The 13,123-nt window shown below is 37.1% G+C and carries 6 protein-coding genes and 2 pseudogenes; 5 read left to right on the top strand and 3 right to left on the bottom strand.

All coding sequences use genetic code 11. The annotated features are described in order from the left end of the window. Positions 1-17: 17 nt before the first annotated feature. Positions 18-1,301, bottom strand: a complete 1,284-nt coding sequence (locus Phpb_RS08610; RefSeq protein WP_240492468.1) for a tyrosine-type recombinase/integrase — start codon at positions 1,299-1,301, stop codon at positions 18-20. A gap of 805 nt (positions 1,302-2,106) precedes the next feature. Between Phpb_RS08610 and Phpb_RS08605 the strand changes: the two genes are divergently transcribed. From Phpb_RS08605 to Phpb_RS08585, 5 genes and pseudogenes are all read left to right on the top strand, one after another. After that, positions 2,107-3,663, top strand: coding sequence for a type I restriction-modification system subunit M (locus tag Phpb_RS08605; RefSeq protein ID WP_065389982.1), 1,557 nt, complete (start codon positions 2,107-2,109; stop codon positions 3,661-3,663). Further along, complete coding sequence (locus Phpb_RS08600; RefSeq protein WP_205634754.1) at positions 3,660-4,904, top strand: restriction endonuclease subunit S; 1,245 nt, start codon at positions 3,660-3,662, stop codon at positions 4,902-4,904. Before Phpb_RS08605 ends, Phpb_RS08600 begins: the two co-directional genes overlap by 4 nt. 1 nt (position 4,905) lies before the next feature. Further along, positions 4,906-6,060, top strand: coding sequence for an AAA family ATPase (locus Phpb_RS08595; protein WP_065389981.1), 1,155 nt, complete (start codon positions 4,906-4,908; stop codon positions 6,058-6,060). A gap of 25 nt (positions 6,061-6,085) precedes the next feature. After that, complete coding sequence (locus Phpb_RS08590) at positions 6,086-9,202, top strand: type I restriction endonuclease subunit R (protein ID WP_065389980.1); 3,117 nt, start codon at positions 6,086-6,088, stop codon at positions 9,200-9,202. A gap of 714 nt (positions 9,203-9,916) precedes the next feature. Next, a pseudogene (locus Phpb_RS08585) lies at positions 9,917-10,179 on the top strand (helix-turn-helix domain-containing protein). A 91-nt stretch (positions 10,180-10,270) separates the two neighbouring features. Here the strand turns inward: Phpb_RS08585 and Phpb_RS08580 are convergent. Both Phpb_RS08580 and Phpb_RS08575 read right to left on the bottom strand, forming a co-directional pair. Then, a pseudogene (locus Phpb_RS08580) lies at positions 10,271-11,895 on the bottom strand (SIR2 family NAD-dependent protein deacylase). Between the two features lie 593 nt (positions 11,896-12,488). Next, entirely contained in the window at positions 12,489-13,028 is a 540-nt protein-coding gene (locus Phpb_RS08575; protein WP_065389979.1) for a GTPase, read from the bottom strand. Positions 13,029-13,123 lie beyond the last annotated feature (95 nt).

Here is a 13,123-nt window from a genome sequence, read left to right as displayed (position 1 = left end):
CGTTTGGCCCTTATTGCTCACAATGATAGCAGCTTCCTTTCCCATTGTTCAATAATTTCTCTCTTTTCTTTCAGGTAATCGTAGCGATCATAGTGCTTTGTTGAAACGCCAGGTTTCTTGTGATTCTGCAACTTATCCCTCATTTCCGAACTGATTCCCATTGCTCCCGCAAGTGTTTTAAATGTACGCCGAATATCCCTAGGAGTAAAACTGGCAAAATCATTACGTGAGCAAAATTTTCGTAATTGTTTGGCATACTCGGCGGGTAGAATATGTCCTTCTTTTGTATTACTGGGGAAGAGAAAAGATGAACCTGGGTATTGTTCTTCCTGGTACTCCAGAATTTTTATAGCTGATCTGCTTAACGGTATTACGTGATAATCGCCATTTTTAGAAATATGCGGTGGAACAGTCAATGTATTATTACTTTTGTCCCAATTATCGCGTGTATTTGTCATGATTTCCCACGGGCGTTGACCAGCGCTGAAAATACACAAGAGAAGTAATTGCGCGTAATTAGGATTTATTGGACACGTAGCAGGGTGCACTTGAATAAGTTCAAATAGATCGCGAAGTTCCTCCCAGGAAAGAAAGCGGTCTAATGCTTTGTCCACTCCTTCTTGTCGCGGAACCACCCCAACTGGATTTCTATCCAGTCCATAAATGGTTTTTTCATTAAGCTTTGCAGGATCATTGTCAGCAAACAGACCAAAATTAAATACAGCATGAAGATTTGAACGAACCTTATTTGATCCAGCTACAACCCCGCGTGAAATAAATTCAGCTAGCACTCGCTTAATATGGTCGGGGGTAATATCTTTCGCGGGTGTATCTTGATTTATGTACTTGCTGGCTAACACTTGATTAAGCCTATTCTCTGTCTTTTCATATGAACGTTTCCCCCTTCTCTTTTGATCTGCAATATAATCATAAAAGAGTTGTTTAATTGTCGCGTGCTCTAAGACAACTTTTTCAGGTGCAAAGACATTAACTGATGCTTCCTGTGCTTTTGTAGTTGCTTCGGCTAATGATAGAGAAGGATAATCTCCCAGCGTTAAAAACTTGCGAGTGCCATCTTTATGGTATTTATACACGAACACTTTACGGCCGGACGGATAGATCTTAATACCCAGTCTACCCGTCCCTCGTGTTGCTGCTGCTTGCCACACATAGTAAGCTTGGTCTTTCGGTTTGATGCCTTTAATTTTGCTATCAGTGAATAATATTCCTGCCATAAATGGGTGCTCTAATGGGTGTCTTAGTGATGAAATACTATGATATGGCGTGAAATCATTCAACATTTAAAAATCATTTAAAAACAGTATATTGAAATTAATTGAAATCAAAACAAACTATATGAAACAGCACATTGGCGTCCTTCTAAGCCGTAGGTCACAGGTTCGAATCCTGTAGGGCGTGCCATATCAACCTCTCTCATCGTCTAGTAAAGCTCATAAAACCCCAGTAAACACAAAAAGTTAAGCTCTCCTTGTTCTCCAGAAGTCTGGTAAGGTTCTCTGAAATCTACAATCTACATTGTGGGGGTATATTTGGGGGTACGTTCAGGTTCAATGAAGTGAGATACCCCCTGATGAAGCTAATATTATAGGATGTGCGGAATTCAACCCTGTTCACTTTTTTTGGTTTGAGGTGAACGGTTGGATGAAGAGTAGTGATGAGCCTATTTTCAAGTCATCATCATTTAACAAAATGAATTTAAATAAAAATATTTAAAGGTGAATAGGTGAACAGTTTTACTCCTAATTCTTTAATAGGGTGAGGTAAGCGAAAAAGTTTTCTCTGGCAGGTGTTTTTCAGCTCTCCGATTTACCGAGTTAATTTATTAGCCCGGTAAATCGAGAAAACAAGCGCAGCGCGTCAGTTTCTCGCCTTAAGCAAACCAAAATTAGTCTGCCATATCAAGTTGCTATGAGCAAAATATAGGACAGTATTGCCTATCAGTGTTGGAAGCAGTCCAAAATGACCCAGAGATGACGACTAAACTTGTAGCGATTCAAAATGATGAGAATGTCTTTACTCGTTATAATACTGGGATGATTATGGGCCGATGGCCATTCAAAAACGTATTAAAAGTGGAGTTTCACAATGACAAGTACCCAACAACGCGCCGAACTACAGCGTCAAATCTGGCAAATTGCCAACGATGTGAGAGGTTCAGTTGATGGCTGGGATTTCAAACAGTATGTACTAGGTACGCTGTTTTATCGCTTTATAAGTGAAAACTTTGCAAACTACATTGAAGGCGGTGATGAGAGTATCAACTATGCTGAGCTTTCAGATGATATTATCACTGACGATATTAAAGATGATGCTATTAAAACCAAAGGCTATTTTATTTACCCAAGCCAGCTGTTTGCTAATATTGCCGCAAGTGCTAATGAAAATGACAATTTAAACAAAGATTTAAATTCCATTTTCGTCGCTATTGAAAGATCAGCCAGAGGTTACCCATCTGAAGCTGAGATTAAGGGTCTTTTTGCCGATTTTGACACCACCAGTAACCGTTTAGGTAATACCGTTAAAGACAAAAACACCCGCTTAGCCGCCGTATTAAAAGGCGTGGCAGGGCTTCAATTTGGTCAGTTTGAAAATAACAAGATTGATCTATTCGGTGATGCTTACGAGTTTTTAATCTCTAATTACGCTGCTAATGCAGGTAAATCAGGCGGTGAATTTTTTACACCACAACACGTGTCCAGGCTAATCGCTCAGCTCGCCATGCACGGGCAAACCAGCGTGAATAAAATCTATGATCCCGCCGCAGGTTCGGGCTCACTGCTATTACAGGCCAAAAAACATTTTGATGCCCACATTATTGAAGACGGTTTCTTTGGTCAGGAGATTAACCATACCACCTATAACCTTGCGCGTATGAATATGTTTTTACACAACATTAACTACGACAAGTTTAATATTATGTTGGGCAACACCTTAACCGAACCGCATTTTGGTGATGACAAACCGTTCGATGCCATCGTCTCTAATCCACCGTATTCGGTGAAATGGATTGGCAGTGATGATCCAACACTGATCAACGATAACCGCTTTGCTCCCGCTGGCGTATTAGCGCCGAAGTCCAAAGCCGACTTTGCCTTTGTACTGCACGCATTGAGTTACTTATCCAGCAAAGGCCGCGCAGCAATTGTTTGCTTCCCGGGTATTTTTTACCGTGGTGGAGCTGAGCAAAAGATCCGCCAATATCTGGTAGATAACAACTATGTCGAAACCGTGATCTCATTAGCATCCAATCTGTTTTTTGGCACGACCATCGCTGTAAATATTCTGGTGCTGTCTAAACACAAAACCGACACCACTACTCAGTTTATTGATGCAAGCACTCTGTTTAAAAAAGAAACCAATAACAACATACTTACCGATGATCATATCGAACAAATTATGCAGGTGTTTGATAGCAAAACTGATATTGAACATTTGGCAAAATCAGTTAGTTTTGAAGCCATCGCCACTAACGATTACAATCTGTCGGTGAGTAGTTATGTAGAAGCCAAAAACAATCGTGAAGAGATTGATATTACAAAACTCAATGCCGAATTAAAGATCACTGTTAAAAAAATCGACCAACTGCGAGCGGATATCGATGCCATTATTGCTGAGATTGAAGGCACGGAGAATAAGGCATGAGCAATATGAGTTTTATGGAAAAACTGCTTGATGGCGTTGAGGTGGAATGGAAGTCTTTGGGGGAAGTTGGGGAGTTTATACGTGGCAATGGAATGCAAAAAAAGGATTTCATTGAAACGGGATTCCCTGCTATTCATTATGGACAAATCTATACCAGATACGGCCTATCAGCCGACAAAACTTTTACTTATATTTCTGAAGATTTAGCTAATAAGTTGAGGAAAGCTAACAAGAATGATCTTTTGCTTGCGACAACTTCAGAAAATGATGAAGATGTTGTGAAACCGCTGGCATGGCTGGGTGGTGAGGCTGTTATTTCTGGCGATATGATGTTGTTCAGGCATGACCAAGACGTTAAGTATCTAGCCTATTATTTTCAAACAGAAGCATTTCAAACGCAGAAAAGAAAGTATATTAACGGAGCAAAGGTTCGTAGGGTCTCAAAGGACGATCTAGCTAAAATTGTTGTTCCTATTCCTAAAAAGCTCGATATCCAAACCGAAATCGTCCGTATTTTGGACACCTTTACCGAGCTTACCGCTAAGCTTACCGCTAAGCTTACCGCTGAGTTTACCGCCCGCAAAAAACAGTACAATTATTATCGCGACCAATTGTTAAGTTTTGAAAAAGGTGAGGTGGAGTGGAAGACTTTGGGGGAAATTGGTGAATTTATTCGTGGCAAACGTTTTACTAAAGCTGATTATGTGGAACACGGTATAAGCGTTATCCACTACGGTGAAATTTATACACAGTATGGTGTATCAACCAGTCATGTGCTCTCAAAAGTTAGCCCTGAAATGGCAACGACTTTACGCTATGCAGAGCCGGGGGACGTTGTGATAACCGATGTTGGAGAAACAGTTGAGGATGTAGGCAAAGCTGTTGCGTGGATCGGAAATGAAAGAGTAGCTATTCACGATCACTGTTATGCTTTCCGTCATGCGATGAATCCGAAATTTGTTTCCTATTGTATGCAAACAACTCCATTTATTGCTGAAAAAGCAAAATATGTTGCTCGAACCAAAGTCAACACATTGTTGATTAATGGGTTTGCAAAAATATCTATCCCAGTTCCACCCATTGAAGAACAGAATCGTCTTGTCGGTATCCTAGACAAATTCGACGCTTTAACTAGCTCCATTAGCGAAGGTTTGCCGCGAGAAATTGAACTACGTCAAAAGCAATACGAATATTATCGCGATCTGCTATTGAGTTTCCCCAAACCAGAGGTAGAGGCATGATATGAGTAAAACGCTAACGGAAATAGCACAGCAATTAAAAGAGGCCAATAAGAAAGTACAACTGATCTATGCCTTTAATGGTACGGGTAAAACCCGGCTTTCGCGGGAGTTTAAACAGCTAATTGCACCAAAAATTGATAATGATGAAAGTGGCAACAATGAAGAACTATCATTGACGCGTACTAATTTTTTGTATTACAACGCCTTTACCGAGGACTTGTTTTACTGGGATAACGACTTATCTGAGAATACCGAGCCTAAACTCAAAATCCAGCCGAATTCATTTACAGATTGGGTGCTGAAAGATCAGGGGCAAGACCGAAATATCATTGCTAACTTTCAACGCTATACGGATGAAAAATTAACTCCACATTTTAGTGAAAATGGTTCGGAGGTTACATTTTCTTTCGAACGTGGCAATGAAGCACTAACTGAAAATGTTAAAATATCAAAAGGTGAAGAAAGCAACTTTATCTGGAGCATATTTTACACACTGATTGAGCAAGTAATCAGCGTGCTGAATGTCGCTGAACCCGGTGAGCGAGAAACAGATCAGTTTAATCAATTGCAATACGTCTTTATTGATGATCCTGTGAGCTCGTTAGATGAAAACCATTTGATTGAGTTGGCAGTACATCTTGCTCAACTTATTAAATCTAACGAGTCTAGCGTTAAATTCATCATCACGACGCATAACCCTCTTTTCTATAACGTGCTACACAATGAGCTAAACAGCGATGATAAAAGCTATAAAAAGAAATGGTTTGAGAAATACAGGCTGACAAAGCATGAAGATGGCACATATCAGTTAGCAATCCAACCGAATGATTCACCATTCTCATATCATCTTTATCTGAAGTCAGAACTCGAAAAAGCCATCGAAAGCGGTCAATTAAGCAAGTATCACTTCAACTTTTTAAGAAATATATTAGAAAAAACCTCTACTTTTCTTGGCTATAAAAAGTGGGGTGATTTATTGCCAAAAACCGATGATGGCAGGCCCAATCCTTATGAGGCTAGGATTATTAATATCTCTAGTCATTCAAAACATGCAGGTGAAGAGGTCGCCGAGCTTACGGAAGATGACAAGCGTGTTTTGCGCTATCTGGTTAATGAAATTAACACTATGTACCGCTTCCAACAGGCAGAAAATTAGAGTGAATCGAATTTATAGGTGAAGTATGAACGAATACAAAACTATTGCTGAATCAAATAACTTTATCGTACTGGATAAATACACCAAGGAATTGCAGCTAAATGAAACCTACCAAAGCGAAGGTGATTTAGAACGGGAATTGATCGACGATTTAGTCAACCAAGGTTATGAATATGTTTCTGGCTTAAACACGCCCCAAAACATGCTGGCCAATGTGCGTGAGCAATTGCAGGTACTGAATAATGTTGATTTTTCAGCAAGTGAGTGGCAACGCTTTGTTGAGCAGTACTTAGATAAGCCCAACGATAACAGCATAGATAAAACTCGTAAGATTCATAATGATTATATCTACGACTTTGTTTTTGATGATGGACATATTGAGAACATCTATCTAGTCGATAAGAAAAACATTGCCCGTAATAAAGTACAAATCATTAAACAATTCAAGCAAACAGGGGCGCAAGCGAATCGATACGATGTAACCATTTTGGTTAATGGCCTGCCATTGGTACAAGTTGAGCTTAAAAAGCGCGGAATTGCTATCCGTGAAGCCTTTAACCAAGTGCACCGTTATAGTAAAGAAAGCTTTAATACAGAAAACTCACTGTTTAAATACTTACAACTTTTTGTGATTTCAAACGGTACAGACACTCGCTATTTTGCCAATACTACCAAGCGAGATAAAAACAGTTTTGACTTCACCATGAATTGGGCCAAATCTGATAATACGCTGATTAAAGACTTAAAAGATTTTACAGCCACATTTTTTCAGAAAAATACCTTGCTGAATGTGTTAATTCATTATTCTGTATTTGATGTTAGCAATACTTTATTAGTGATGCGCCCCTATCAAATAGCGGCTACTGAACGTATTTTGTGGAAAATTAAAAGTGCGTATCAGGCTAAAAATTGGAGTAATACTGAAAGTGGCGGCTACATTTGGCATACCACGGGGTCGGGCAAAACCCTAACTAGTTTTAAAGCGGCGCGTTTGGCTACTGAGTTGGATTTTATCGATAAAGTGTTTTTTGTGGTCGATCGTAAAGATCTGGATTACCAAACCATGAAAGAATATCAACGTTTTTCGCCTGACAGTGTTAATGGTTCGGAGAGTACCGCAGGGCTAAAACGGAATATTGAAAAAGATGACAATAAAATTATTGTTACTACCATTCAAAAACTTAATAATTTAATAAAAAGTGAAAGCGATTTACTAATATACAATAAGCAAGTAGTGTTTATTTTTGACGAAGCACACCGCAGCCAGTTTGGTGAAGCACAAAAAAACCTAAAGAAGAAATTTAAAAAGTATTATCAATTTGGTTTTACGGGCACGCCAATTTTCCCGCAAAATGCTTTAGGAGCAGATACCACCAGTAGTGTATTTGGCCGAGAATTACATTCGTATGTGATTACCGATGCCATTCGTGATGAAAAAGTATTGAAGTTTAAAGTTGATTATAACGATGTAAGACCACAGTTTAAGTCCATTGAAACCGAACAAGACGAGAAAAAGTTAACAGCGGCAGAAAACAAGCAAGCTTTTTTACATCCTGTTCGTATTCGTGCAATTTCCCAGTATATTTTAAATAACTTCAGGCAAAAAACACATCGTCTCCAAGCCAGCGGCAAGGGGTTTAATGCCATGTTTGCTGTCAGTAGCGTGGATGCCGCCAAAGCTTATTATGAAGCGTTCAAGCATTTACAAAAAGAGACTGAAGAAAATAAAGCAAATAAAAAACCGCTTAATGTCGCCACTATCTTCTCTTTCGCCGCTAATGAAGAGCAAGATGCTATTGGTGAGCTTATTGATGAAAGTTTTGAGCTCACCGCAATGGACAGCAGTGCCAAAGAATTTTTAAGCGCGGCCATTGATGATTATAATGCAGCGTTCAAAATGAATTTTGGTGTAGATAGTAAAGGTTTCCAAAACTACTATAAAGACCTTGCTCTACGGGTGAAAAATCAAGAAGTAGATTTACTGATTGTTGTTGGCATGTTCTTAACAGGATTTGATGCGCCGACATTGAATACTTTATTTGTCGATAAAAATCTGCGTTACCACGGCCTAATGCAAGCTTTTTCACGCACTAACCGTATTTATGACGCCACGAAGACCTTTGGCAATATCGTCACCTTCCGTGATTTAGAACAAGCCACAGTTGACGCTATCACTTTGTTTGGTGATAAAAACACCAAAAACGTGGTGCTGGAAAAAAGCTATAAAGAATACATGGAAGGCTTTACTGATTTAGTCACCGGCGAAGCACGTCGCGGATTTTTAGAGGTAGTGACAGAGCTACAAAGACGCTTTCCTAATCCTAATGATATTGTTAAAGAGCAAGATAAAAAGGATTTTGCCAAACTATTTGGTGAATATTTGCGTGCGGAGAATGTACTGCAAAACTATGATGAATTTGCAGGATTAAAGGCTCTACAACATGTAGATATTAGTAATCCGGAGGCTGTTGAGGCATTTAAGGCTAAATACTACCTGAGTGATGAAGATATCGCCACGATGCAAGCGATTGAGATGCCAACTGAGCGTACTATTCAAGATTACCGCTCTACCTATAATGATACGCGTGATTGGTTACGCCGTGAAAAGTCGTCTAACGAGAAAGATAAATCTACTATTGACTGGGATGATATCGTCTTTGAAGTGGACTTGCTCAAATCGCAGGAAATTAATTTAGATTACATTCTTGAGTTGATTTTTGAAAACAATAAAAAGAATAAAAATAAGGCAGAGTTAATTGATGAAGTTCGCCGTTTAATTCGTTCCAGCCTTGGCAATCGAGCAAAAGAAAGTTTAATTGTTGATTTCATTAATCAAACTAACTTAGACGAAATTATCGACAAGGCCAGTATTATTGATGAATTTTTCAAATTTGCTCAAGCTGAACAAAAACGTGAAGCAGAAGAGTTAATTAGCTCGGAGAAATTAAATGAAGACGCGGCTAAACGCTATATTACAGCATCATTAAAACGAGAATATGCAAGTGAAAACGGCACAGAACTCAATTCCACTCTACCTAAGTTAAGTCCACTTAACCCGGAATACAGAACGAAAAAACAGGCTGTTTTCCAGAAAATTGCTGCATTTGTTGAGAAGTTTAAGGGAGTAGGTGGGCAAATATAGGTGTGAGCTAATATACAACAGTCGATCTACTACTAGCTATCATAAGCTACTTACTAACCATCCAGACACCTTGACGTTTAGATGGTTGGTACGCTATTTTTCCCTCTTCATCTGTATCATTATCTCACCTTTCCTCGGCTCACAAATTGATGAGTCTCAATCCCATCGCTTGCAAGGATTACCCACCGGGTGGCGAAATAAAACTCCCGTAGCCTGAAAGGGAGAGCAAGATTGCAGTACATTTGCGCACCTTTGGAAGCAGATATTGTCAGTAGAACAATCTTAAAAAGTTCGGCGATGAAGGTTTATTAAACTAAAAATTACCCCAGAAGGATGTTTTGATATTACCACTAGGGTGCATTGAATATTAAGTCATGCACTTACTTTGTATATCAGCATCAGATCGTAATTTCATTTGTCTTTTACCTAATGGAATTGAGCTACGTCTTGATCTCATTTCACTTTATACGTGCAGGGTGGCTTTCACTCATACAGCTTACACCTCTAACTATCTCTGGTTGAAATATTCAGTGGATGGTTTCTCTACACCCAAACAATTAACTTATTGCAGCTACCTGACACTTAGCCTTGCAGCGTTTTACTGTGCCTGTTGGCATTTTAACGCTCGCACTACCTTTGCTAACCGTTCGCAGAACTTAAAGCGTCACATTTGTAGGTTTACCGCTGAAAGTGACGCGGCAGCAAAAGGACAACATGGCTCTTACAGGCTCACGACTACATCAAGCGGATATAATTGCTGTATTACGTAAACGTGGAACAACCTTAGCGGCTGTTTCTCGTGAAGCGGGAGTCAGTTCATCTACTTATTAGCCAATACGCTCAGTCGGCCTTGGCTTAAAGGTGAATGGATTATTGCTAACTATCTCGAAATTCATCCCTCTGGAATTTGGCCTAGTCGGTATTTTGATTTTAATGGTCAACTTATTGAGCGAAAGGCTAGAAAAGTATTCAACTAGAAGAGGCTCGATTTAAATGGATATTTTTTTGTGGGGGTACTAAGCACCCCACTAATTTTTATTTAGAGCTTTTCTTTTAGTTAAGAGAAGTTTAGTCACCTTTATTTAGCAAATCTAAACTTACATCTCCATATGTTAATAAATCAAAAGCTAAAAATAACTTTCTTAAGTTTGATTTTAAATGATCATCCTTTCCATTTCTTTTAAATAATGGAAAGGCTTCTTCTTGGATATATTTCCTTAATTCATTTTTACTTATTGATTTTATATTCTTTATTATAACCAATAATTCTTTGTTTTTTAATAAATTCTCGGCTTTGATATTTTCAATTGAGCCAAACCCAATATTTGAGTATTTTTTATCCAGATTGACAGATTTAACTAAGTTATCTATTTTTCCATACATATTTATTCTTGTTTCTATTTTTTTCATTTCTTTTTTTGATATTTTTATATTATGGAAATCACAAGATTTTATTAACTTTGAGAAAGGAGTTCTGGCATGAGGAGGACAATCGATAAGAAATTCAATAGCTGATTTATTTGGTATTTCACTTTTATCAAAGATATAATCTTCTAAATATTCCATTTCTTTTACTCTAATATAAACAAGTTGTTTATCACCTAAGGCAACAACTAAATTTTTACCAGAATTGGCATGTTTCTCTAATTCATCCAAATCAGAAGGTGTGACTAATATACTACCTAGATTTCCTTTTTCCCCCTCTTCTAGTATAAGTTGCTTTATTACCCTTTGATATCTAAGGATATCATATGGAGGCAACCCTTCATCTATATTACTTATTTCATCATATATCTTTTTATAATTATCTGTTTCTATAGATGTATACGTTATTTGTGATTTATCATCTGTTCTATGTGTTTTTATAATATCCATTTCATCTTTTTTAAACTCAATAAAAATAATTCTTTCAGCAGATTTTCTTTTGTCTTCTTTCGGAAGTTGTGAAGAAAAATCAATCAGTAGTTTTTTTACATTTCTATCTGTTAATGAATATCCAATAAAAATTATCGAGCTTTTTATCATACTTGATAATATTTTTGCGCTAATCAGTATAGATTTACTATCATATCTTTCATAATCATCACTATTAATTACTATTGAATTAGGTAATTCTATATCTCCGTGTATCTTATATAACTCACTCCATCCAATAGTATCATCAAAAAAACCGTCATTGCCAATATACATTTTAGGTTCAACATTTTGTTCTGACAAAAGTGTTTCAATAAATGAATCGTAATTTGTTGTAATGATCATTTTTGCATTTTTTAAAAATTTCTTAAATGATTCAAGTTCATCTTTTTTAATATTTTGTTTTAATTTATTTTGTTTAAATCTTTGGCATAAAGAATACTTAAATGGTGATATATCCTCATCAAAAACTCTTTTTGATGTCAATCCTTCTAATGATATTTTCCCTGAATTAAATAATCCATTGAATTTTTTTCAATGTAAGTTGCTGCGTCCGAATATATTTTATGATTTAAATCAGGATCATTTTGTTTTTCTTTATATTTATCCTTTATTTCCGATAAGTAATTATAAAAACCTTGACCATTGTTATCAATTTTATTCCAGTATTCTTCCAACAACTCAGGCCATGTTGGAGAATTTTCCAAGTATCTTTTAGACATGCCAGATCCAATAAATACTATTGGGTAATTTTTGAAGTTAAAAATAGAGTCAGACATTTTAAGCCCTTTTCATAAAGATCAGTCGACCACTGGTATACTGCATAGAGTAAAACATACTAAATCACTTTTTCTAATATTTTGATCAGAGCTTACTTAATTTGTGAGATATGTTGGCGATTAAAAAAGAAACCAATGTTATAATGATGATTATTATTAATTTATGAAATAAATTCCTGTTACATAGTAACAATTGGTTATTTTAAGGTGTAATCTATTTACTCAGAGAAAGTAAGACCATAATGATACTATCAGCACAAAGTTGGATAATAAGGGGAAAGAATATCTCCTCTACTTTTATAGTGTGGATATCCTTTCAAAGAAAGGTGGATTTAAAAAGTAGTAAAATAATCAGGGGTATAATTGGGGGTATGGTAGATAATTGAGCTTAAAATTATTAAATAAAAACATTATATTAAGTTTTATACCCGTCATCTTTCAAGTTGCTTCTTTGTTGGCTGCACTCACTCCCCCCGGTCACATAGTTTGCTATGCTCCCGGGGATTCGCTCCTTTGCCACCGCGATGCATCTTGAAATCCATAGGGTATAGTTCAATGATTATTTTTATACAAATTACTGCTGTTTTCCTTTCTCATAGATTTAAATAATGAGAAAGCTCCCATTCTTTATATTGCTGATTAATTTCTTTCACTGACATGAGTTTTATCTTGGGAATTGACAAGCTTTCGTAAATTTCAGTATGACGTTTTCTGCTTTTGGGTACGGCGAAAATAATATGATGTATCATTTCCCATTTTATACGTTCTTTTATTCCAGGAAAAGCACCATGTCGGTGACTTTGGAATAAAATCCTATTCATATATCGAGACAAACTTAACAAGGTAGGGATATCTAATAAAATTAATCCGGTAGCTCTAGAAAGACGCTGAGGAAGCGCTTTTTTATAGTTTCCATCTATAACCCATTTGTCTTCATTTATTACTTTATCGTGTAATGTAATAAATTCATCATAAGGGCGCGGTTGCCAATCTGAATCAGCCAAATGAAAAAGTTGATCCAAATGCGTGGCTTTCAGATTGAGTTTTTCCGAAATTGCATTAGCCAGTGTGGATTTCCCGCTATTTGATGGTCCTATGATACATATTCTGCTACCAAGATCTGAAAGTTTCATTGCGGCTCCGTTATAAATATACCCTCTTGTCAGCTACATGAGTACATGAGAATGATCAGAGCTGGTAATTCAAAAGGATGGAGATTTTATCAGCT

The organism is Photorhabdus namnaonensis (genome assembly GCF_001684335.1).
Classification (GTDB): domain Bacteria; phylum Pseudomonadota; class Gammaproteobacteria; order Enterobacterales; family Enterobacteriaceae; genus Photorhabdus; species Photorhabdus namnaonensis.
Note: the sequence above shows the minus strand (reverse complement) of the source record. Positions and strands in the feature narration are given on the sequence as shown.